We start from the raw sequence: 22,807 nt of genomic DNA, 5'->3' as shown, positions 1-22,807 counted from the left end.
ATAATGAACTAAGGAGGATGAATGGAGACGATTCATTTTCGTATTGATGAAGAAACCAAGCGCTTAGCTATGCAAACTGCCAAACGCCATCAGACAGACTTAACAAAGTTAATGAGGCAAAAAGCCGAAGAGTTGGCGAATGAAGAACGTGAGTATCAAAAAAATACCCATGCTCACTGGTTAGAAGCGAAAATTGAGAAAGCAATTGACCGATGTGAAAATGGTTTGGCTCATTTTATTGATGATTCTGAAAGTCATCGCCGGATGGCTCTACTGTGTAATAAGTTGAGCAGGGGATAAAGTGATACGTATTTCATGGGAGGAAACCGCCCAAACTGACCGGGAGTAAATTTATCTCTACTTCTTTGAACAGGCTGGGCTGTTATTGGCTGGTAAAATTGATACAAAATTTTCGGAAATGGCTGAACTTCTGAAAGTTACCCCATATGCAAGCATAGGCATAAAGGCTCGTAACAGCCCAGATGAGCATTATAGAAAACTCATTGTCCTTCATTTTCCTTTTATCATGCTCTACCGTTACGATGAGGATATAGAAAATATAAAAATTCTCAGAATATTGCACATCTCCAGAAGAATAACCGGGCTTTTTTAAGTAAAAAACTTTGAGGTGAATCTAAAGAATATTCCAGCCAGATAACTGGGAGCATTTCTTTGTCTGACAGTAAACTGAGTTATAAAAAGCCTCTCGAAATACGAAGGGCTTTTGCTAAGGGTTTCAATTATACAGTAGATGAGATGTGGATAATTCATTTTAAAATCCCCTTATAATCAATGAATAATACCTTAAATAGTCCCACCCAGTATGCAGGGTTAGATTTGTTACTCTATTAACCCAATTGGTTCTCCAGTTTTGAGATCAATTTTCTGCCTGTTGCTTTGTGGCTCTTTTTTATAATCAGCGAGGGTTTTATTTGCTGTTTTAATTTTATCAGATGACTCTTTCTTGTTGCCATCGCTAAAGACGAAAAAATAAAGGCCAGAATAACGATCATTCGTTCCAGATTGGCTTGGCTTTGCATCCACAGCTCTTCAATTTGAGTCTTGATAAGGGTTTTATTCCTTCTATAACAACTACATAAGAAACACCATTTCTTGCACATTTTTGTGTTCACTGTTCGTTCATAAGAATGGTCTGTAATTAATTATGGCTGTTGGAATAGGCAGTAAGTGTGTTTTGTTTATTTGCTAGAAAATTGAATGGAATAAGTACAGTTAATCTCAAAACTGTATAAGGTGGTTTTATTCATATCTGAGATCCTTGAGCAATTCTGTAGTAAGCGATCTGATGTGGTGCTCTGGCTGTTGAGTCTTCTTCTTTGCAGTGAGAGTCGTGCTGTTTTCATGACAAATGGAAGCTGTTGCGAGTCAGCTCTGACAAGGCCCTTTAGCCTATTAATTGTCCGATTTGGTCGGGCGGTACTCTTTCCGATGGTTTTTTATTGTTGTTATTCTAACCAATCCTGTTTATCTTATTTCATTTAACTTAAGTAGATTTGATTGTTCATTTGTGCTCAAAAAGGGAAAGGATATGTCTGGTAACGAGGTAAAAGATCGGCGTCCGATCAAGACACGCAATGCAGTGTGGGCCAGTAAGATGGCTAAATGGTTGCAATGTAAAGGGGCGACACCAAATGGCATATCTGTTGCCAGCGTTGTTTTTGCTGTATTAGCTGGCGTGTGTTTTGCCGTGTGTTTTTTAGTCGAGTCTTTTTGGTTGACTTCACTTTTATTGATTATTGGCGCCTTGCTTATTCAAGGTCGGCTAATATGTAATTTATTGGATGGTATGGTTGCTGTTGAAGGGGGATTGAAGACGGCTGCTGGTTCTGTTTTTAACGATCTTCCAGATCGTATTGCTGATTCTTTTATTCTGATTGGGGTAGGGTATGGCTTAACACTTTTCCCGTTTGCAGTTTCTCTTGGCTGTATTGCGGCATTACTGGCTGTTTTGACGGCTTATATTCGCTTATTAGGGGGTACTTGTGGTTTGCCTCAACGCTTCCTGGGCCCAATGGCAAAACAACATCGGATGGCATTAATTACTGTTAGTTCAATTGTTGCCGCTTTTTTACCGCAGTTATGGAGCCAGTATCTTTTATTGGCGGTATTAGTCGTTATCACATTAGGTTGTCTTTGGACATGTATTCGGCGAACCAGAGTCATATTAAGTGAATTACAAGAGAAGGATGCTTGTAATGAATAAATCACAAGAAGTGACGTTGGTAAGTAAAGGTATGGGTTCTTTCCTGTCTGGGCTTTGCCGTTTGTTAACTGGGGTAAGAATTCGTTGGATTGGGTGTAAGCCATCGGTAGCTTCTCGAATTTATTATGCTAATCATTCGAGTCATTTGGATGGGTTAGTTATTTGGGCTGGTTTTCCTCGGGTATTACGTTCTCGGGTGCATCCTGTCGCTGCCCGTGATTATTGGAGTAAGACTTATCTGCGCAAATATTTTATCAATAAAGTTTTTCGGGCTGTGCTGATTGATCGTAGAGGTGAGGATTGTTTAAAGGGAAATACTCTTACGCCAATGGAGGATGTATTAAAACGAGGTGAGTCTTTAATTTTGTTCCCAGAGGGGACACGAGGAAGTGGGGAACAAATTAATAAGTTTAAAGGCGGTCTGTATTATTTAGCGAAGAAATATCCTGATGTTGAGCTTATTCCTGTTTATTTGGAAAATTTAAACAGAGTCTTGCCAAAAGGCTCGGCACTTGTTGTTCCTGTTATTTGTTCGGCAACATTTGGGCAACCTTTGGAAAAATTAGGTGCAAAAGAGGAAAAAGCTGACTTTTTACAGCGAGCTCGTCAGGCATTGGAGGCGTTAATATTATGACTATGCTTAATAATAAACTACTCCTGTTGTTGGGGGGTATGTTCGTGCCGTTAATTATTGCCAGTATTGTTGGTGCAATACTCTCTTCTAAATATTCAAGGGATAACAGTAATGCGACAATCGATAATCTGAATGCCCGCATCCGTGGTTGGTGGGGGATGTGTGTTATTTGTGTGTTGTCGGTGATTATTGGGCCAATCGGTTCAGTGTTATTATTTGCGAGTATGTCATTTTTTGCTTTACGGGAATTTTTCACTTTGACACCAACACGACGAAGTGACCATGAGGCGATGTTCTGGTGTTTCTTTATTTTCATGCCATTGCAATACGTTGCCGTTGGTATTGAGTGGTATGGCGTGTTTTCTATTTTCATTCCTGTTTATGTTTTCCTGTTTTTACCTGCTCGTATTGCATTGGCTGGGGATACAACGAACTTTCTGGAACGGACAGCTAAAATACAGTGGGGAATGTTAGTTGCTGTATTCTGTATTAGCCATGCGCCCGCTTTATTGATGTTGGATATTCCAGGTTATGAAGGGGAGAATGTCGAATTATTGCTGTTTTTAATGATTGTGGTGCAGATGTCGGATGTTTTGCAGTACGTATTTGGGAAATTGTTTGGCAAACATCCGATCGTGCCTAAGTTGAGCCCGAATAAAACAGTTGAAGGTTTTGCTGGGGGAATCTTGGCTTCCGTTTTGTTAGGAATGTCACTTTACTGGGTAACGCCATTTTCTCCGTGGGAGGCAGGTTTGATGTCGTTAGCAATTACGTTGATGGGTTTTATTGGTGGTTTGTGTATGTCAGCGATAAAACGTGATAGTGGCATTAAAGATTTCGGTGAAATGATTGAAGGGCATGGAGGGATGTTAGACAGGATCGACTCTTTATGCTTTGCGGCACCGGTATTTTTCCACCTAACGCGTTATTTCTATACCTGATGGAAAGACGCCAACGTAATGAATAAAGATTATGTTGAATCGGCACTGTGGTATGGATTGCCGCAGTGCTGGTTTCTGTGTTGTTGATGAGAGTTGGCTGAGGATGCAGCACTGAACAAAATTGCGGATGAACGTTTAAAAGATGCCGAATTTGTTAGCAAAAAACGTTGTAAGCCCTTGTCCAGTGTGAACGGGAATATTAAGGATAGGATTTCTCGGAGGTTGATTGATGATCTTAAGAGCTATAGCAGCATAATTAAATGGCTTTTTAGCCAATTTGATCTCAAAAAAGAGACTTATGTTAATACAGACTTGGTTTTTTTACCGTATTATATGAAAGTTGAATCAATTCAGCTTAATTGTTTCAGTACGCCAGGTGGTAATAGATTAAAGTGATAACAGGTTAAAAAGGCAGATTTCTCAGGCAAAGTGATCGCATACAGAGTCCGCCAGTGGGTTTGCAATTATTACATCTACAAGTCAGAGGTCATCATGAGCAATGGGATCAAAAGAATCGGTGTCTTAACGAGTGGCGGTGATGCGCCAGGTATGAATGCAGCTATTCGTGGTGTGGTTCGTGCAGGGTTAACCGAAGGGTTAGAGGTTTTCGGTGTTTATGATGGTTATCTTGGCTTGTATGAAAACCGCATGAAGAAACTCGACCGTTTCAGCGTATCCGACATGATTAACCGCGGTGGGACTTTCTTAGGCTCCGCTCGTTTCCCTGAGTTTAGAGATGAGAAGGTGCGGGCCATCGCTATTGAGAATATGAGAAGAAATGGTCTTGATGCATTGGTCGTCATTGGTGGTGATGGTTCTTATCTTGGGGCGAAGAAACTGACAGAAGCGGGTTTCCCCTGTATTGGTTTGCCGGGCACGATTGATAATGATGTGGCGGGTACGGACTATACCATCGGCTATTTCACTGCGCTGGAAACGGTGGTTGAAGCTATTGACCGTCTGCGTGACACTTCAACTTCCCACAAACGTATTTCCATTGTTGAAGTGATGGGGCGCTATTGCGGTGATCTCACTTTGTCAGCCGCCATTGCGGGAGGTTGTGAGTTTATTGTTCTGCCGGAAGTCTCATTTAGTTGTGATGAGCTTGTAGCTGAAATTAAAGCGGGTATCGATAAAGGCAAACGCCATGCCATTGTTGCAATTACCGAACATGTTTGTGATGTCTATGAACTGGCGAGACACATCGAAAAAGAGACGCATCATGAAACCCGTGCCACAGTCTTAGGCCATGTTCAGCGTGGTGGTTCCCCGGTTGCTTATGATCGTATTCTGGCTTCCCGTATGGGGGCGTATTCCATCCAATTATTGTTGGAAGGTTATGGTGGCCGTTGTGTTGGTATTCAGAACGAGAAACTTGTTCATCATGACATCATTGATGCAGTGCAGAATATGAAACGCGTGTTTAAACAGGATTGGTTGGAAACCGCGAAAAAGCTATATTGATCACGTCAATACCGGCAAATCTAAATCTGTTGCAGCCTCGTTGGAGGCTGTAATTTGTCTTTAGATATTCCTATGGCATATAAATAAATGCTTTTAATTATTTCTGAGTGATAACGCTTTCTGTCAGCCTTGGATTTCATAACAGCCAAAAACAGTGTGGGAGAGATTCAAGTGAGAGTCAGATGGCATATAGCATTGGCGTTACTGTTGGTTACCAGTAGCAGTGTATGGGCAAAAGATCTTCAACTTCTTAATGTGTCCTATGATCCAACCCGTGAGTTATATCAGCAATATAATCAGGCTTTTAGTGATTATTGGCAGCAGAAGACAGGGGATAAAGTGATAATCCGGCAATCTCATGGTGGCTCGGGTAAACAGGCAACTTCTGTTATTAATGGCCTTGAGGCGGATGTGGTGACATTGGCTTTGGCCTATGATGTGGATGCCATTGCGGAACGTGGCCGGATAGCGAAAGCATGGATTCAGCGCTTGCCAGAGAATTCAGCCCCTTATACTTCAACCATTGTTTTTTTAGTGCGGAAAGGTAATCCAAAACAGATTAAAGATTGGTCAGATCTGGTTCGTCCAGGTGTATCTGTTGTAACGCCTAATCCAAAAACATCAGGTGGCGCACGCTGGAATTATTTGGCCGCATGGGGTTATGGGTTGATTCATAACAATCAGGATCAGGACAAAGCGAAAGCGTTTGTTAAAACCCTTTACCAGCATGTTGAAGTGCTCGATTCTGGCGCAAGAGGAGCGACTAGTACTTTTGTTGAGCGTGGAATCGGTGATGTATTAATTGCCTGGGAGAATGAGGCATTATTGGCGATTAATGCGCTTGATAAAGATAAATTCGAAATTGTGACGCCTAGCCTTTCAATTCTGGCTGAGCCGACGGTTTCTGTTGTTGATAAGGTCGTTGATAAACGTCATAGCCGTGAGCTAGCAACAGAATATCTGCAATACCTTTACTCTCCCGTTGGACAGGAGATAGTGGCTAAAAACTATTATCGGCCACGTGATAAAACAGTTGCCGATAAGTATCGCTCTTCTTTTCCTGAGTTGGAATTATTTACTGTCGATAAAGTATTCGGTGGTTGGGGAAAAGCGCAAAAAGTGCATTTTGCGACGGGCGGTGTGTTTGATGAGATTATTCAGCGCTGAAAATGAATAGCCGCCGTAGGCATACGGCGGTCAATTATCGTTGAAATATGAATTAAGCTTTTTTCGCAGCAGCAGCGGCTTTTACAATAATAGCGAAAGCATCAGCTTTTAGAGAGGCACCGCCAACTAATGCGCCGTCAATGTCTGGCTGAGCGAATAGTTCAGCGGCATTATCCGCGTTCACAGAGCCACCGTACTGGATAATGAGCTGTTGTGCGATTACTTCGTCTCTTTTCGCAATATGATCACGAATGAATTTGTGCACAGCCTGAGCTTGTGCCGGTGTTGCTGATTTGCCTGTACCAATTGCCCAAACAGGTTCGTAAGCAATGACCGCGCCTTGGAATGCTTCTGCGCCCAATGTGTTCAGAACTGCATCAATTTGCCTTGCGCATACGGTTTCAGTCTGTCCGGCTTCATTTTCCTGTTCAGTTTCGCCGATGCACAAAACAGGGATTAGACCTTGTTGTTTAAGAATGGCGAATTTTTTCGCGATGAATTCGTCACTTTCTTGGTGGTAAGTACGGCGTTCAGAGTGGCCGATGATAATGTATTCTGCGCCAATGTCTTTCAACATTGTGGCGGAAGTTTCACCTGTAAATGCACCAGATAGGTTAACGTCAACATCCTGTGCGCCCAGAGCAATACGACTGCCAGCCAGCGCTTGTTTAGCCTGAGAGAGATAAAGTGCTGGTGGCGCGATAGCGACGTCACAGCCGGTAATACTGCTTAATTCTTTACGCAGGTCAGTGATAAGTTCGTTTACCATATGGGTACTGCCATTCAATTTCCAGTTACCCATCACCAATGGATGTCGCATGTTTTTTCCTCCAACCAGAGAAGTTTAAGTAGTGAGCTGAATTTAGGATCAATTCGGTAGATCAATGCTCCACAGTATAGTGATCATTACAAACAATAGCTTTTTTTATTCCTAAATTTGATTAGTTATCGGGTTCAGATAACCATAGCTTAATCGGTTCAATGGCGAAAGTAAGCGTTTTTTCGCTACTATTTACCACAATATAGCGAATGGCGCCGATGTTGTGGCTGTAAAATGGCGATTTTTTGCTGTTTCTGAGCAAGTTATTAATGTTCTCTTTGCTCTGTTCCTGTGAAATAGTCGGGTTAAAGTGGCGCATCAGAGCTATCATGTATTGTTCTGCCAGAATATGGTTTTTCTGTGTTTCTGTTTCGTTTTCTGATGGTAATAATGTCAGTTGCAGGCTTTTGATTTTTTCACTTCCCCGCTCAAGTACGGCGGAAGAATAAAGTTTTTCATTGATTCTGCTGGCAGCTCGTGTCAGTGGCAGGTAAATGTTTTTACTTATGATTACCCGATACTCGTGTAGTGGCAATGTTGGATTGCGGCGATTATATTTTTCGCGAAATCGCGGGATGGTTTCATCAAAAGAGGGAGCATTTGGTAGAAGATAGGTTGCTTGCACTGTGGGTCCAGTGGTTGTGGATTCATCAGCATTGGCTACCAACGGCAAACCGATGATGCTTGCCGCGAATATTATGGCTAGAAATTTATTAACGTCCGTTTTCATGTTGCCGCTCGCTTAGGTTAAACTGCGCTGAGAAACAGAATACACGATTGGAAAAGAATAGATGACATTACAACAATGGGGTTTTTCATTCAAAGGACGTATTGGGCGGCGTGAATTCTGGATTGGCATTGGTGTTTGCCTGGCCTTGATGTTTGTTATCCTGACTATTCAGGGAATGAATTCTTTAACTATGCACTATGCTGTTTTTGCCCTTGTCTTGGTGATGTATCCCGCAACGGCAATGATGGTTAAGCGCCTGCATGACCGAAATAAGCAGGGAGGGTGGTCGCTGCTTTTATTACTGGCGGGGGTGTTGATTGCTGTTGACTGGGGTGGTATGGCACCGTTCTGGCAATGGGGGATTGGCCGTTTTATCCCCACATTGATCATTGTAATGATGGTGCTTGATTGCGGTGTATTCCGTGGCACTGATGGACCAAATCGGTTTGGTGAAGCAACAGAGAAAGTGGATTTTATTTCTGCCAAAGATGACTGAAATTACCAATATTGCTCACTAGTAATATGCCCCGGTTTGCGGCGTAAGTGTTTTGTCATTCCACGCTGCTCTTTTAGCAGTTGTTGGGTATCTTTCACCATTTGAGGATTACCGCATAGCATAATATGGCTGTTGTCATTGTTCATCGTAAGCCCGACAGCGGCCTCAAGTTCGCCGTTCTCAATCAGTGCCGGGATACGGCCGGTCAGTGAGCCGGGGTTTTGTTCACGGCTGACGATAGTTTGAATGCGTAATTTGCCATTGAAACGCTCAACTAGTTGTTGCATTAAGGGCAGATAGCTTAAATCCTGTGTGAGCCTGACTGCATGCACCAATACGATGCTCTCAAATCTTTCCAGGTAGTCCCCTTGTTGAAGAATTGACAGATAAGGGCCAATGGCTGTTCCCGTTGAGAGCATCCATAATGTTTTGCAATCAGGTATTTCATCAAGAATAAAGAAACCTGCGGCTTGTTCTGTCACTAGTAGATCATCACCGGGTTGCAGTGCTGCTAATCGTGGACTAAGTTTGCCGTCAGGAACTGTCACTAAATAGAATTCAAGATTATTATCTGTCGGAGCGTTAACGTAAGAGTAGGCCCGTTGTACCCGTTCATCATCTATTTCCATCGCCAGTTTTGCAAACTGGCCCGCGGTAAATTCTTCAACCGGTGCATGCATCCTGATGCTAAATAAGGTATTCGTCCAGTGAATAACTTGTGTAACTTTTCCTGTAACCCAGTTTGCCATTGGAACTTATCTCCTATCCCGAAAGAAATCTCCGAACCGTTTGTTTTTACGTCGCTATTTTAGTCCTATAGAGATAAATACCATTATCGATTCTGTGTTATAGAAAAATTAACCATTATTTTATTAATACTTAGTTTTATATGTACATATTTGTTGCCAGATATGGCGTAATTAACTGTTATTTTTTCTACAAATAAAATTGTGCACTATCTCGCAAAATATTTTAAATTTGTTAAGTTAGTCACATTAGTGGAGTAAGAGAATACAGGCCATTTTTTACATAGCCTGGGGTTTCTTGTGACTTTATGAATTGTATAAACTTATTGTGAATGCGATGAGAAAATTAGAAAACTTTCATTTATTGCTGACATTGATTGCACTGGCTGCTGTAGGGCAGATGACACAGACAATCTATGTGCCTGTTATTGCAGATATTGCTAAAGACTTTAATGTGTCGACGGGTTCTGTACAACGTGTGATGGCCGCATATCTGTTTTCTTATGGGCTTTCGCAGCTTTTTTACGGCCCTCTTTCAGACCAGATTGGCCGGCGCCCGGTTATTCTGGCCGGTATGATCATTTTCCTGTTTGCGACTGTCTGTGCTTTATTTTCTCCTAATTTGGATGTGTTGGTTGTTGCCAGTGCTTTGCAGGGGTTGGGAACAGGAGTTGCAGGTGTGATGGCCAGAACGATGCCAAGGGATTTATATACTGGCACTGCGCTGCGTTATGCTAATAGTTTGTTGAATATGGGAATTTTAGTTAGCCCGTTACTTGCGCCGATGATTGGCGGTGTGGTCGCGCATTTCTTTGGTTGGCGTTCCTGTTATCTGTTTTTATTGCTTTTGTGTATTGGTGTCGTTTATTACGTGTTTTGTAAGTTGCCGGAAACCCGGCCACAGCAAACCGAAAAACGAAAAATGCTCACCTCTTTCCATCAACTGTTATCGAATAGCTGGTTTACTGCTTATTTGGTGATGTTAATTGGTGGTCTGTCAGGGATTGCGGTCTTTGAGGCTTGTAGTGGGGTGCTGATGGGAGGAGTGCTTGGGTTGAACAGTATTACCGTCAGTATTTTGTTTATTTTGCCTATTCCAGCGGCTTTCTTTGGCGCGTGGTATGCCGGGCGAGAAGGAAGAACTTTTTATAATTTGATGTGGCATTCGGTGGTTTGCTGTTTATTGGCCGGTGCATTGATGTGGTTGCCAGGATGGTTAGGTGTAATGAATATTTGGACGCTATTGGTGCCTGCCGCGCTCTTTTTCTTTGGTGCAGGAATGTTGTTTCCTCTGGCAACAACCGGGGCAATGGAACCATTTCCTTATCTGGCAGGTGCAGCAGGGGCGCTAGTCGGCGGTTTGCAGAATGTTGGCTCTGGCTTGGCAACTTGGTTATCTGCAATGCTGCCGCAAAATAATCAATTCAGCGTGGGTATGCTGATGTTTTTTACGTCAGTTTTGATCCTGCTTTGTTGGTTACCATTAGCGCATAGGATGCAGCATCACGGGCATGTCGTTTAATCAAACAATTAAAGAAAGGGGGCATTCATTCCCCCCTTTCACATTTTATTCAGAAAATCTTAGTTTTTATCTTCCCAATCTTGTGCGCGGGCAACTGCCTTTTTCCAGCCATTGTATTTGTAATTTCGTTCGGTGGTTTCAATGCCCGGACGGAACTCTTTTTCAATGGTGGCTTTGCTTTTCACTTCATCGAGATCTTTCCAGTAACCAACCGCTAATCCCGCGAGGAATGCTGCGCCCAATGCGGTGCTTTCACGCACCACAGGGCGTTCTACACGGGTGCCAAGGATATCTGATTGGAATTGCATCAGGAAATTATTGGCAACAGCACCGCCATCTACCCGCAGTGCTTGCAGCCGGGTGCCTGAATCAGCCTGCATGGCATCCAGGACATCGCGGGTCTGATAGGCGATGGATTCCAGCGTCGCACGAATGATGTGATTACTGTTGGTGCCGCGGGTCAGGCCAAAGATTGAGCCGCGGGCGTAGGGGTCCCAGTAGGGGGCGCCAAGGCCGGTAAAAGCGGGAACCACATATACGCCGTTACTATTTTTAACTTTGGTGGCAAAGTATTCGGAATCAGTAGCATCTGCAATAAGTTTCAGTTCATCACGTAGCCACTGAATAGAAGCACCACCAACGAAAACCGCACCTTCAAGTGCATAGTTCACTTCACCGCGGGGACCACAGGCAATGGTTGTCAGTAATCCATGATTGGAGCGAACAGCATCTGTACCTGTATTCATTAGCAGGAAACAGCCTGTTCCGTAGGTGTTTTTCGCCATACCCGGTTGGACACAAAGTTGACCATATAGAGCAGCTTGCTGGTCGCCTGCGATACCTGCTATAGGGATCCGGGTGCCGCCTTTACCGCCGATGTTGGTCTGACCATAAATCTCAGAAGATGAATGAACGGTAGGCAGTAGGGAGCGCGGGATTTGTAACTCATCAAGAATATGCTGATCCCATTCCAGATTGTGAATGTTGAACAGCATTGTTCGAGAGGCGTTTGTGAAATCGGTAACGTGAACTCGGCCTTGGGTCATTTTCCATACCAGCCAAGTATCCACAGTACCGAACAGTAGCTCACCTTTTTCAGCCCGTTCACGGGCGCCTGGGACATTATCTAAGATCCATTTTATTTTAGTGCCAGAGAAATAAGGGTCCACTACCAGCCCTGTATTCTGGCGAATATATTCTTCCAATCCCTCTTTTTGTTTTAGTTTAGTACATGCGTCCGCGGTACGGCGACATTGCCAAACGATGGCATTGTAGATAGGTTTACCGGTTTCTTTTTCCCAAATAATCGTCGTTTCACGTTGGTTGGTAATCCCAATACCGGCAATTTGATCAGAACTAATATCCGCTTTTGCCAATACTTCTACCAAAGTTGAGCTTTGGGTTGCCCAAATCTCCATTGGATCGTGTTCTACCCAACCCGGTTTAGGATAAATTTGCGCAAATTCTCTTTGAGAAATTGAGATAATATTGGCGTTGTGATCAAGAATTATCGCTCGGGAGCTGGTAGTTCCTTGATCAAGGGCGACAATATATTTTTTCTCAATCATATTTTCTGTTGTCATGATAATAACCTGTTCTGGTAATGCTCTACTCTAGGCTCTCTTTTTCTTCTGATCTTCAGTTTTATGAACATCAGATGGTAAATGGCGACCAATAAGTTTGCGGTAGCCAAATGCTCCCACAATACCGCCGATAATGGGTGCGGTCAGAGTAACCAGACAGTAAGGGATTTCACGTCCACCTGTCAGGGCAATATCTCCCCAACCCGCTAGATAAGCAATTAGTTTGGGACCAAAGTCACGGGCCGGATTCAGCGCGAAACCAGTTAATGGACCGAATGCGCCACCGATAACGGCAACTACAATACCAATCAGTAACGGAGCCATAGGACCGCGAGGAATACCGTTACCATCGTCAGTGAGTGACAGAATTAAACAGACCAGAATAGCGGCAATGATAATCTCTATCATAAAAGCCTGAGAAATAGACAGTGACGCCATTGGATAAGTAGAGAATACGCCCGCTGTAAACAAGCTTTCAGGAGTGCCGCGAACGATATTATGTACTTGTTCGTAATCAAGGAATACGCTGTAGTACATCATATAAATGAGAGCGGCAGCGATAAAGCCACCAATCATCTGGGCAATAATAAAAGGGATAACTTTTTTGCCATCAAAACGGGCAAACAACCATAAGGCAATTGTCACCGCTGGGTTAAGGTGAGCACCGGAAACACCTGCGGTAAGATAAACAGCCAACGCAACGCTCATGCCCCAAATAATACTGATTTCCCATAAACCTAATTGTGCGCCGGCAATACGTGCAGCGGCAACACAGCCTACGCCAAGGAAAACCAATAGTGCGGTACCAAGAAGCTCAGCGATACATTGTCCGGTTAATGTCGTGCTAGTGGTTTGGCTCATATGTTCTATCCTACGAAGAAGATTTTAGAGGGGTAGTTATTATTGTCGCCTTCCAGCATTGAAAGGAGGAAAGTGTAAATTTATCGTTAATGCGCGGAAACGAGAAATAGCGAAATTGAAATGTGTGTGTTGTGTCAACAAAATGAGCGAATCCGCATTTATCCGCTATTTTGCTAAAAACTAAAGTGTGAGACACTTTGGAGTTTTTATTTGGTAGTTATTTTTCATGTGTTGGGGATGTTGCTAGACAGGGGCGCGTTGGCTACATACAATCAGACAATTGCTTATAAGGGGGAACCGAGAATGTCATTTGAAGTTTTTGAAAAGCTGGAAGCCAAGGTTCAGCAGGCGATTGATACTATTACCCTGCTACAAATGGAAATTGAAGAATTAAAAGAAAAAAATCGATCTTTGTCTCAGGAAATTCAGAATGCCACCAGCAGCCGTGAGTCTCTGACTCATGAGAATGAGCAATTAAAGCAAGAGCAACAAGTATGGCAAGAACGTTTGCGTGCCTTGTTGGGCAAAATGGAAGATGTTCAGTAATTACAAATTTCCAACAAATAAAAAGGGCGATCTAAAAAATCGCCCTTAATTCTATTATACGTTGCCATCAGATGATCTCATCTTCTTCACTCTCATCAAGTCCCAGTGGCTCTTCGGACAAAATGATACCGGTGTTGTCGGCATACAAATAATCGCCAGAGAAGAAGGTGACACCACCGAAATTCACCCGGATATCGCTTGCGCCGGTTCCTTCATCACGACAGCCAGCAGGAATAGCGGCTATAGCTTGAATACCGAGGTCGAACTCTGCTAGCTGGTCAACCTGACGTACAGCACCGTAAACAACAATGCCTTCCCATCCATTTTGCACAGCGAGTTGTGCCAGCTCAGCGTCAATTAATGCTTGGCGTACAGAACCCCCACCATCTACCAGTAAAATGCGTCCATGACCGTTCTCTTCAAGCAGGTCGTAAAGTAACCCGTTGTCTTCAAAGCATTTAACCGTGATGATTTGACCACCAAATGAAGTACGCCCGCCAAAATTGGAGAACATAGGTTCTACCACATTTACTTCTTCTTGATAGATGTCACAAAGCTCGGAAGTATCATATTTCATAGGATTTACGTCTGGTTAAGGTATGGAACGGTAAGTATATCCCTTTCAGGTGGATGTTAGCAAAATCATCAATTATTAAATTGATATTGTTAACAGGTATAGAATGATTAAGTTCAACCTCCCCGGAAAAGCAGCACAAATACTGTTTAGTTAAAAATAAGACCAACTGAAAATAAAATATTAGTCAGTAATGCCGCTTTAACCATCTGTCCCAACATTGGACGCATTCCCTCTGGTGTGGGTTCATTAAGTACATACCACATATGTTTGAACAACCAAGGCAAAGCGAGCAGGAACAGCCAGCCTGACCAGCCAGACGAGTTTTGTACGGTGAATAATGCCAGGCAAAGTATTGCTGTGATTATTAAACAGCCGTGATAATAACGGGCTTTTGTAGGGCCGAGGCGGACAGCTAGGGTGTTTTTGCCATGCCGTTTGTCATCTTCGATATCACGCAAATTATTGATATTTAAAACAGCAGTAGAGAGGAGACCACTGGCTGTAGCCGGGAGTATGACAACCGAGTCAAAAAAACCTGCTTGAAGATAATAAGTACCGGCAACACTTAACCAGCCAAAGAAAATCAGGACTGAAATATCGCCAAGCCCCATATAGCCATAAGGCTTTGCGCCAACGGTATAGGTAATTGCGGCAATAATTGCTAGCAGGCCAAGTACCAGAAAACCGAATATATCGCCGGGTTCTTCACAGGCAACGGCAATCAAGGCGCCACCAGACAGGCAAGCTAGCAGGACAATAATCTTCAGCGCTTTTTTCATCTGTGAGGCGGTAATAATGCCTTTTTGCATACCACGTAGTGGCCCGATACGCTTTTCAGTATCACTACCTTTGATAACATCACCGTAATCATTGGCGAGATTGGACAGAATTTGCAGTATGGCTGCTGTTAATAGCGCCAGTAAAGCAACCGGTAGCTTGAAATGCCCTGTCCAGGCAGCGAGGGCTGAACCAGTAATAATGGCTGCAAGGGCGAGTGGCAGCGTTTTAGGACGCAAACTTTCCAGCCATGCTTGAGTTTGACTAATGGAGGTTGATGAGTTCATTTCTGCGTTCACTTACTCCTGTAAATTTATAAAAAACAAATGGGAGGCAAGCCTCCCATCATTAATTACAGTGGATCAGGAATCGTATACACCGATTATAAGATAAAACGGCTCAGATCTTCATCTGCAACCAGTTCATCTAGATGCTGTTTAACATAGTCGGCATCAATGTTAACTGACTGGCCTTGGCGTTCGCTGGCTTCGAAGGAGATATCTTCCATCAGCCGTTCAAGCACAGTATGCAGGCGACGAGCACCGATATTTTCGGTTGATTCATTTACTTGCCATGCTGATTCAGCGATTTTGCTGATGCCATCAGTCGTGAAACTGATATCCATTCCTTCTGTTGCCATAAGAGCTTTATATTGCTCTGTCAGAGATGCACTTGGTTCAGTCAGAATACGCTCAAAATCTTCTGTGGTTAATGCTTGTAGTTCCACGCGGATTGGCAAACGCCCTTGTAATTCAGGGATTAGATCGGAAGGGCTGGCAACCTGGAATGCACCTGAGGCGATAAACAGGATGTGGTCTGTTTTTACCATGCCGTGTTTAGTGGATACCGTACAGCCTTCCACCAGTGGTAACAGGTCACGCTGAACACCTTCACGGGAAACATCAGGGCCTGAAGTTTGACCACGTTTACAAATTTTGTCGATTTCATCAATGAAGACAATACCGTGTTGTTCAACGGCATCAATGGCCTGTTGTTTCAATTCTTCCGGGTTAACCAGTTTAGAGGCTTCTTCTTCGACCAGTAGTTTGAAAGCATCTTTGATTTTTAGCTTACGAGATTTGTGTTTCTGACCAGCAAGGTTCTGGAACATAGATTGCAGCTGGTTTGTCATCTCTTCCATGCCCGGAGGCGCCATGATCTCGACGCCTACCGGTGTGGTAGCAATATCAATCTCGATTTCTTTATCATCCAGTTGACCTTCGCGTAATTTTTTACGGAATGCCTGGCGTGCGGCCGATGGTTCGACTTGCGTCTCCGTTTGTCCCCAATTATTTTTTGCTGGTGGAATCAGGACATCAAGAATACGCTCTTCTGCCAGTTCTTCTGCCCGATAACGGTTTTGTTCAATAGATTGCAGGCGAACCATTTTAACCGCAGCATCGGTCAGATCACGGATGATAGAGTCGACTTCTTTACCAACATAGCCAACTTCGGTGAATTTTGTCGCTTCGACTTTGATAAACGGCGCATTTGCCAGTTTTGCCAAGCGACGGGCGATTTCGGTTTTACCTACCCCAGTCGGACCAATCATCAGGATATTTTTAGGCGTTACCTCGTAGCGCAGCGTTTCATCTAGCTGCATACGACGCCAGCGGTTACGGAGTGCGATAGCTACAGCGCGTTTCGCTTTGTCCTGACCAATAATGTGTTTGTCAAGTTCGCTGACAATTTCGCGTGGAGTCATTTCAGACATACTATCTACCCTTACGCTTTTGAAGGAAGTTCTTCGAAGTTGTGATTATGGTTGGTATAAATGCAGATATCACCGGCAATGGTTAGCGCTTTCTCTGCGATTTGTCTGGCACTGAGATCGGTATTTTCCAACATTGCCCGTGCGGCGGATTGGGCGTACGGACCACCGGAACCAATAGCAATCAGGTCATTTTCTGGTTGAATGACATCGCCGTTACCTGTAATGATTAGAGAGGTATTTTCATCTGCGACTGCTAGCAGTGCTTCCAGTTTGCGTAGCATGCGATCAGTGCGCCAGTCTTTAGCAAGCTCGACCGCTGCCTTGGTTAGATGCCCTTGGTGCATTTCAAGTTTACGTTCAAACAGTTCAAACAGAGTAAAAGCGTCTGCTGTACCGCCGGCAAAACCCGCGATTACTTTGTCATTATAGAGGCGGCGAACTTTACGGACATTGCCTTTCATGACGGTATTACCCATCGTTGCCTGTCCATCACCACCGATTACGACTTGGCCATTACGGCGAACACTTACGATTGTAGTCACGAGTAAGCCCTTGGTTACAAAAATAGATAAATGTGACGCACGGTACTTTCGACAGTGTATACGGCTATCGAAAATACCGTGTGCACGGTGTTTAGCAGTATAGATGGGGGAGAATTATAATTTTTCAACCCCCAGTAACACGGAGAATGCAACCTGATACGCCAACGCCTTTCAGGCGCTCCCGCATTTTTTCTGCGGTGTTTTTACTGTAGGGACCAAGAACAACACGATGCCAGCCATCTCCCGTTGTGATCTGGCTTTCAATGCCCGCAAATGCCAGATTGGCGCGTACTGATTCAGCTTGGTCCATATTGCGGAATGAACCACATTGTAAAATCATACGCTGTGCCTTTTCTACGGGCTTTGGTTTACTGTTCTCAGCCGGTGGTAGCGTTTGTGGCTGAACTGGCTGAGTCTGCATTGATTGTTGCGGTAACGTTTGTTGAGGCTGTGGTTGCGGTCTTGTTTCCAGCGGTTGTTGTGTTTCCGTTGATGGCTTGATGATCACTTGTGAACGCGGCACTTGAACACCATTGTATGGTACTTCTGGCAGCGAAGTCGCCGGTTGGCGCATATCCGCCTGCATTTGTTCAAGTAACTGCCGTTGCTCGGCGGTTAGCTGAGTTTGTGAATTGATTTGCCCTCCGGATGAAGGCTCACGTGGTGTCTCAATGCCAACGGGACGATTTTCCAATTCTTTGATATAGCGCCAGCGTTCTTCCGGTTTTGGCGGTAACCCACTGTTTTGCTGAGAATGTTTTGGCACTACTTCTGATTCGCTTTTCTGTTTATTGTGGGTAATAAAGTAAAGGCCACCAATAAAGATAATGACTAATGCTACCGCGACAGCCAGTGTTGCTTTTGGCAACCCTTGGGCTTGGTATTTTTTCTTATCGGTATTTTTACGGCGGGTGTTTGAACGCCCGCGACTCACATAATCTCGTTGTGCCACTGTCTAATTCGCTGAGTAATTTAAATAAAAGAAAATAAACGATATGTTACTTAACCTGCGGTTATTTGCCTAGCTTTTAGGCGAACAGGTGCTTTGCCGAATAATTAATTCTGATTCCAGTAACTGAGAACCGCCAGATGTTGTGTGGCCCTGAATTTGATCTAGCAACAGTAACATTGCTTTGTGACCAATTTGGTAACGGGGTTGGCCAACGGTTGTCAATGGCGGATCGCTGTACATGGCGAGACTTAAGTTATCAAACCCAATGATGGATAAATCTTCCGGTATTTTTAAGCCCATTCTTTTAGCCTGCCACATCACTCCAATCGCCATAACATCGCTGTGGCAGAAGATGGCTGTAGGGGGATCTAACAGAGAGAGTAGTTGTTCAGTCAATTTTGCGCCGCTTTCATGGGTAAAATTACCTTGGACAATATAATCTTCACGAATTGTCCCGCCAGAGCGACGCAGTGCTTGGATATATCCTTGAAGGCGATAGCGGCAAATCGGTATGTTTTCTGGGCCGGAGAGGCAAGCAATGCGTTTATGTCCCAATGTTTGCAGATAATGAGTGGCATTGAATGCGGCGGTCAGATTATCAATATGAATAGTCGGCAGCTCTAGCTCTGGTGCAAATTCGTTCGCCATTACCATAGGTGGTAGGTTTTTTTGCTCTTCTTTGCTGGCATCAAACGGGACATTAGAACCCAGTAACAACAGACCATCAATTTGTTTGGTGACAATCAGGTTAAGAAACGTGTGTTCCTGTTTTTGCTGATGTTGGCAATCACCGATTAAAACCAGATAGCCATGTTCTGCCGCTGTCTCTTCAATGCCGCAAATCACATCAGTGAAAAAGGGATCGCTGATATTTGGCACTATCACTAAAATAGTTTTTGACTCACCGCGTTTAAGATTACGGGATAAGTTATTTGGGCAATAACCCACAGCCAGTACAGCTTGTTCCACTTTTTGTCGGGTCTGGGAAGAAACCTTTTCTGGATTCATGAGTGTTCTTGATACTGTTGCGGTAGAAACGCCAGCCACTTCAGCGACATCTTTCATTGTTGCGGAGGTGCCATTCTTTTTCTGCTCCAAAACTCACTCCTCATTTCCTGACGGGTTAGTTAAATGATTGTCAATTTCTGGTTGCCGGGAAACCGTCAGTGACTTTAAGAAAAGTAATGACATGCGGTTTAAGGTTATGACAATGTTATTAAGGGATCATTCTAAACAGTTTGGCAAATTCATTTATTCCTTAGTTTGTAAAAAAGTGTGATATAAATCATTTATTCGATATGGCTCGCAAATTAGTGAATAATTTTTCATTGATTACTGATTGTCAGGTGCGATTTTTTAAATAGTAAATAAGAGTATGTTTAATCTGCTCAGGTTATGTGTTTTAAAATAGAGGCAATTAATCGCTAACTGTCTGTTGGATCAACATCGATATTCCATTTCACTTTTCGAATTTGCGGCAAAGTTGTTATTTGTGGATAAACCATCGCCATGATTTTTTGTAAAAAAATTCTGGATGGATGTTGAATTAATAGTTGCCAACGATAACGACCGCTTCTTTTTGACTGTAATGCAGGAACCGGACCCATGATCCATAAGTTATCATCCCGCAAAGGATGATGTTCGAAAAGTAGGCGCAATTGCTGTAAAAAAGCAGGTGCTTGCTGATTATCGTGATCTTCTGACCGCAAGATAATATGGCTGGTAAATGGCGGCAAAAACACACTTTTGCGCTCATCCATAGCTTGAATAGCGAAAGCATCGTAGCCTTTATTGAGCAAAATTTGCAGTAATGGATGGTCAGGATGATGAGTTTGAAGAACCACTTCTCCTCGTTTACCTGCTCGACCAGCCCGACCAGAAACTTGTGTATAAAGTTGTGCAAAACGTTCCGCTGCCCGAAAGTCTGCTGAAAACAGAGCACCATCAACATCGAGTAAAGCGACCAGTGTGACATCGGGAAAATGGTGTCCTTTTGCCAGCATTTGAGTGCCAATCAGTATACGGGCATTTCCAGTGTGAATGTCAGCCAGTTGTTGTTCCAGTGTTCCTTTGCGGCTGGTGGTATCTCTGTCAATGCGGGTAATGGGTACATCAGGAAATAGGGCTGAAATACCGTCTTCAAGCTGTTCTGTGCCAAGGCCGACAGGTTGGAGATGGGTAGAACCACATTGCGGGCACTGGCGGGGAACGGGGCGTTGGCTGTCACAATAATGGCAACGTAACTGACGGTGGTATTGATGCAGTGTGTAATAATGGTCACAGCGTTGACATTCTGCAATCCAGCCGCATTCGTGGCAGAGTAAGGCAGGTGAGTAACCGCGGCGGTTAAGGAAAAGTATGACCTGATTATTGGCTTGTAGATGCTCTTCAATACGCTTTATTAGTGGTTGAGATAACCCGACTTTAAGTGGTAAACCTTTTAAGTCCAACAGATGTTGAGTCGCTGGTTGTGCATGGCCTGCTCGTTTGGATAATGTCAGAGGGCGGTATTTGCCTTGTTGCACATTGTAAAGTGTTTCCAGTGCTGGAGTCGCAGAACCCATGATCACCGGGATATTCTCTTTTTTTGCTCTAAATACCGCTAGATCACGAGCATGATAACGCCAGCCTTCCTGTTGTTTATAAGAGCTGTCATGTTCTTCATCGATAATGATGATGCCAAGACCGGCGAAAGGGGTAAATAGGGCTGAGCGTGTACCGATGACAATTGCGTTCTCACCCTGTTGCGCCCGTAGCCATACAGCAAGGCGTTCACTGTCATTCAGGGCTGAATGAAGAACATCAACCGGTGCGTTGAAACGTTCACGGAAACGACGGATGGTTTGGGGTGTCAGGCCAATTTCTGGTACAAGTATCAGCGCTTGTTTACCTTGTGCCAAAATATTCTCCAGCACACTGAGATAAACTTCTGTTTTACCTGATCCGGTGATGCCCGCCAGTAACCAGGGAGAAAATTGCTGGTCTTCTGCGCGGATAGCTCCGACTGCTGTGGCTTGTTCGGTATTTAATTTCAGGCGTTCGCCGGTGATTTGGAAGTGATTTCGCCAGTTCTCAGATTCAGGTTGCACAGGGCATAAATCGATGAGTGACTTCTTTTTGAGCGACTGGAAAGCGCTTTCGCTCAGTTCCAGTTCTGTAATCTGGTGGCGATATATTGCCTTACGGCGTAGAGTTGCCAGTACCTGCTGCTGTTTTGGTGAGCGTTTCAGTTGAGCCAGCGGTAATTCAGCACCGGCTGGAGTAATGTGCCATTGCCATAATGGGGCTGGTTCCGCGGGTTTTCCCTGACGAAGTAGTACCGGCAGTGCATGGAATAGGACTTCACCGATGGGGTAATGGTAATAGCTGGATGCCCAGAGTAATAGTTGCCAAAGATTTTCTGAAAATAAGGAGCGAGTATCAAGAATAGATTCTATGGTTTTCAGTTGTTCTGCTGGAATATCACTGTTGTCAGCTATCCCGGTAACGATACCAATAGCTTTACGTTTGCCAAAAGGGACTGTTACTCGCATTCCTGCAACGGGTAATTGACTCTCCGGGGGCAACAGATAGTCAAAAGAGCGGGTAAGAGGGACAGGCAGAGCAACCTGAACGACGACCATAAAATTATTCCGTAAAATCAAAGGGTAAGTTAGAATATAATCAAAAATTGATTATAGAGTACCATAGGTGTTGAGTGGATTTCATTGCGAGATAGGCAGATCTTCTGTATGATCCGCCGCCTTTGGTATGGAAGATACCAAACTCATTTTATCAACACGACGTGTGGTGTCTGGCGGCAACAGGGCTGGATAGCGACACGGCCTTAACAGAGGTTATCCCATGAAAAAAGGTATTCATCCTAAATATGAAGAAGTTACTGCAACCTGCTCTTGCGGTAATGTAATGCAAATCAGATCTACCGTTGGTCACGCTCTGAACCTAGACGTATGCGGCCAATGCCACCCATTCTATACGGGTAAACAACGTGATGTTGCTACTGGTGGTCGTGTTGATCGCTTCAAGAAACGTTTCAACGTTCCAGGTGTCAGCAAGTAATTGCAGAATTGAGCCTGTCCGTAATAACAGGCCAATTGGTACTAACGCCCGGTGCTTTGCATCGGGCGTTTTGTATTTTAGCCATATAAAAAATCCCTGAATTTCTATGGGAGTTTTTTGCGCTACTATCAATATTCCCAAGTATCAGGATCAATACCTAATTCCCGCATGATCTTTTTGGCAGCCTCTGGGATTTCATCATTACGCTCTTTACGTAAATCAGCATCATCGGGTAGTGGTTGCCCAGTAAATGCGTGTAGGAATGCTTCACACAGCAATTCACTGTTGGTCGCGTGACGCAGGTTATTTACTTGGCGACGTGTGCGTTCGTCAGTGAGGATCCTCAACACTTTCAAAGGGATTGAAACTGTGATTTTCTTCACCTGTTCGCTTTTTTTGCCATGTTCAGCATAAGGGCTGACATATTCACCGTTCCACTCAGCCATGGGGTA

General features: G+C 44.0%; 26 protein-coding genes. 12 read left to right on the top strand and 14 right to left on the bottom strand.

Annotated features, from left to right (window positions below):
• Positions 1–21: 21 nt before the first annotated feature.
• Together EAE93_RS09525 and EAE93_RS09520 are read left to right on the top strand one after the other, a co-directional pair.
• Positions 22–300: a hypothetical protein gene (locus EAE93_RS09525; RefSeq protein ID WP_040148767.1), complete on the top strand. Its 279-nt coding sequence runs from the start codon at positions 22–24 to the stop codon at positions 298–300.
• Positions 301–385: 85 nt separating this feature from the next.
• Positions 386–613, top strand: a complete 228-nt coding sequence (locus tag EAE93_RS09520) for a hypothetical protein (protein WP_052739627.1) — start codon at positions 386–388, stop codon at positions 611–613.
• A gap of 227 nt (positions 614–840) precedes the next feature.
• Here EAE93_RS09520 and EAE93_RS09515 read toward each other — a convergent pair whose 3' ends face one another.
• Positions 841–1,044, bottom strand: coding sequence for a hypothetical protein (locus EAE93_RS09515; RefSeq protein WP_036814561.1), 204 nt, complete (start codon positions 1,042–1,044; stop codon positions 841–843).
• A 505-nt stretch (positions 1,045–1,549) separates the two neighbouring features.
• Between EAE93_RS09515 and EAE93_RS09510 the strand changes: the two genes are divergently transcribed.
• From EAE93_RS09510 to EAE93_RS09485, 6 genes are all read left to right on the top strand, one after another.
• Positions 1,550–2,224, top strand: coding sequence for a CDP-alcohol phosphatidyltransferase family protein (locus EAE93_RS09510; RefSeq protein ID WP_036780157.1), 675 nt, complete (start codon positions 1,550–1,552; stop codon positions 2,222–2,224).
• On the top strand, positions 2,217–2,858 hold the full coding sequence (locus tag EAE93_RS09505) for a lysophospholipid acyltransferase family protein (RefSeq protein WP_036780155.1): 642 nt from the start codon (positions 2,217–2,219) through the stop codon (positions 2,856–2,858). The genes EAE93_RS09510 and EAE93_RS09505 overlap by 8 nt, the downstream gene beginning before the upstream one ends.
• Positions 2,855–3,799, top strand: coding sequence for a phosphatidate cytidylyltransferase (locus tag EAE93_RS09500; RefSeq protein WP_181150209.1), 945 nt, complete (start codon positions 2,855–2,857; stop codon positions 3,797–3,799). The genes EAE93_RS09505 and EAE93_RS09500 overlap by 4 nt, the downstream gene beginning before the upstream one ends.
• A gap of 93 nt (positions 3,800–3,892) precedes the next feature.
• A complete protein-coding gene (locus EAE93_RS24470) occupies positions 3,893–4,195 on the top strand; it encodes a hypothetical protein (protein ID WP_040148769.1) in 303 nt (100 codons plus the stop codon).
• Between the two features lie 96 nt (positions 4,196–4,291).
• Positions 4,292–5,263: a 6-phosphofructokinase gene (gene pfkA / locus EAE93_RS09490; RefSeq protein ID WP_036814555.1), complete on the top strand. Its 972-nt coding sequence runs from the start codon at positions 4,292–4,294 to the stop codon at positions 5,261–5,263.
• A 171-nt stretch (positions 5,264–5,434) separates the two neighbouring features.
• Entirely contained in the window at positions 5,435–6,430 is a 996-nt protein-coding gene (locus EAE93_RS09485; RefSeq protein ID WP_040148770.1) for a sulfate ABC transporter substrate-binding protein, read from the top strand.
• A gap of 52 nt (positions 6,431–6,482) precedes the next feature.
• Here the strand turns inward: EAE93_RS09485 and tpiA are convergent, their stop codons facing one another.
• Both tpiA and EAE93_RS09475 read right to left on the bottom strand, forming a co-directional pair.
• Positions 6,483–7,250 (bottom strand): triose-phosphate isomerase, encoded by a 768-nt coding sequence (gene tpiA, locus EAE93_RS09480; protein WP_214039560.1) that lies wholly within the window; start codon positions 7,248–7,250, stop codon positions 6,483–6,485.
• Positions 7,251–7,371: 121 nt separating this feature from the next.
• Positions 7,372–7,980: a DUF1454 family protein gene (locus tag EAE93_RS09475; protein ID WP_214039559.1), complete on the bottom strand. Its 609-nt coding sequence runs from the start codon at positions 7,978–7,980 to the stop codon at positions 7,372–7,374.
• A 61-nt stretch (positions 7,981–8,041) separates the two neighbouring features.
• Here EAE93_RS09475 and EAE93_RS09470 point away from each other — a divergent pair, with 61 nt between their 5' ends.
• Complete coding sequence (locus tag EAE93_RS09470; RefSeq protein ID WP_036814548.1) at positions 8,042–8,476, top strand: DUF805 domain-containing protein; 435 nt, start codon at positions 8,042–8,044, stop codon at positions 8,474–8,476.
• 2 nt (positions 8,477–8,478) lie between these two features.
• Here EAE93_RS09470 and fpr read toward each other — a convergent pair whose 3' ends face one another.
• Positions 8,479–9,225 carry a ferredoxin--NADP(+) reductase gene (gene fpr / locus EAE93_RS09465; RefSeq protein WP_036814547.1) on the bottom strand — a complete coding sequence of 249 codons (747 nt, stop codon included), beginning with the start codon at positions 9,223–9,225 and terminating at the stop codon, positions 8,479–8,481.
• Between the two features lie 334 nt (positions 9,226–9,559).
• Here fpr and emrD point away from each other — a divergent pair, with 334 nt between their 5' ends.
• On the top strand, positions 9,560–10,744 hold the full coding sequence (emrD, locus tag EAE93_RS09460; RefSeq protein WP_214039558.1) for a multidrug efflux MFS transporter EmrD: 1,185 nt from the start codon (positions 9,560–9,562) through the stop codon (positions 10,742–10,744).
• A 59-nt stretch (positions 10,745–10,803) separates the two neighbouring features.
• On the opposite strand, the gene glpK is transcribed toward emrD, so the two are convergent.
• Positions 10,804–12,327: a glycerol kinase GlpK gene (glpK, locus tag EAE93_RS09455; RefSeq protein WP_036780134.1), complete on the bottom strand. Its 1,524-nt coding sequence runs from the start codon at positions 12,325–12,327 to the stop codon at positions 10,804–10,806.
• Positions 12,328–12,357: 30 nt separating this feature from the next.
• The gene (locus EAE93_RS09450) at positions 12,358–13,188 is read right to left on the bottom strand and encodes an MIP/aquaporin family protein (protein ID WP_046397084.1); all 831 of its coding nucleotides are present in this window, start codon (positions 13,186–13,188) and stop codon (positions 12,358–12,360) included.
• 303 nt (positions 13,189–13,491) lie between these two features.
• On the opposite strand from EAE93_RS09450, the gene zapB reads away from it, so the two are divergent.
• A complete protein-coding gene (gene zapB / locus EAE93_RS09445; RefSeq protein ID WP_036780129.1) occupies positions 13,492–13,734 on the top strand; it encodes a septal ring assembly protein ZapB in 243 nt (80 codons plus the stop codon).
• 67 nt (positions 13,735–13,801) lie between these two features.
• Here the strand turns inward: zapB and rraA are convergent, their stop codons facing one another.
• The 7 genes from rraA to priA all read right to left on the bottom strand — a co-directional run bounded on the left by rraA (position 13,802) and on the right by priA (position 21,919).
• A complete protein-coding gene (rraA, locus tag EAE93_RS09440) occupies positions 13,802–14,311 on the bottom strand; it encodes a ribonuclease E activity regulator RraA (RefSeq protein WP_036780127.1) in 510 nt (169 codons plus the stop codon).
• A gap of 146 nt (positions 14,312–14,457) precedes the next feature.
• A complete protein-coding gene (locus EAE93_RS09435; RefSeq protein WP_036814570.1) occupies positions 14,458–15,375 on the bottom strand; it encodes a 1,4-dihydroxy-2-naphthoate polyprenyltransferase in 918 nt (305 codons plus the stop codon).
• Positions 15,376–15,470: 95 nt separating this feature from the next.
• Complete coding sequence (hslU, locus tag EAE93_RS09430; RefSeq protein ID WP_110085780.1) at positions 15,471–16,802, bottom strand: HslU--HslV peptidase ATPase subunit; 1,332 nt, start codon at positions 16,800–16,802, stop codon at positions 15,471–15,473.
• Positions 16,803–16,813: 11 nt separating this feature from the next.
• Positions 16,814–17,344, bottom strand: a complete 531-nt coding sequence (hslV, locus tag EAE93_RS09425) for an ATP-dependent protease subunit HslV (RefSeq protein ID WP_036780122.1) — start codon at positions 17,342–17,344, stop codon at positions 16,814–16,816.
• Between the two features lie 124 nt (positions 17,345–17,468).
• Complete coding sequence (gene ftsN / locus EAE93_RS09420; protein ID WP_036814541.1) at positions 17,469–18,296, bottom strand: cell division protein FtsN; 828 nt, start codon at positions 18,294–18,296, stop codon at positions 17,469–17,471.
• A 69-nt stretch (positions 18,297–18,365) separates the two neighbouring features.
• Complete coding sequence (gene cytR, locus EAE93_RS09415; protein WP_046397081.1) at positions 18,366–19,394, bottom strand: DNA-binding transcriptional regulator CytR; 1,029 nt, start codon at positions 19,392–19,394, stop codon at positions 18,366–18,368.
• 326 nt (positions 19,395–19,720) lie between these two features.
• Entirely contained in the window at positions 19,721–21,919 is a 2,199-nt protein-coding gene (gene priA, locus EAE93_RS09410; RefSeq protein WP_040148778.1) for a primosomal protein N', read from the bottom strand.
• A 220-nt stretch (positions 21,920–22,139) separates the two neighbouring features.
• Here priA and rpmE point away from each other — a divergent pair, with 220 nt between their 5' ends.
• Complete coding sequence (gene rpmE / locus EAE93_RS09405; protein WP_036780114.1) at positions 22,140–22,355, top strand: 50S ribosomal protein L31; 216 nt, start codon at positions 22,140–22,142, stop codon at positions 22,353–22,355.
• Positions 22,356–22,483: 128 nt separating this feature from the next.
• On the opposite strand, the gene metJ is transcribed toward rpmE, so the two are convergent.
• Positions 22,484–22,801, bottom strand: coding sequence for a met regulon transcriptional regulator MetJ (metJ, locus tag EAE93_RS09400; RefSeq protein WP_036780112.1), 318 nt, complete (start codon positions 22,799–22,801; stop codon positions 22,484–22,486).
• Between the last annotated feature and the right edge of the window lie 6 nt (positions 22,802–22,807).

The organism is Photorhabdus akhurstii, from assembly GCF_018448925.1.
GTDB classification, from domain to species: Bacteria; Pseudomonadota; Gammaproteobacteria; order Enterobacterales; family Enterobacteriaceae; genus Photorhabdus; species Photorhabdus akhurstii.
This window is presented reverse-complemented; position numbering and strand designations above follow the sequence as displayed.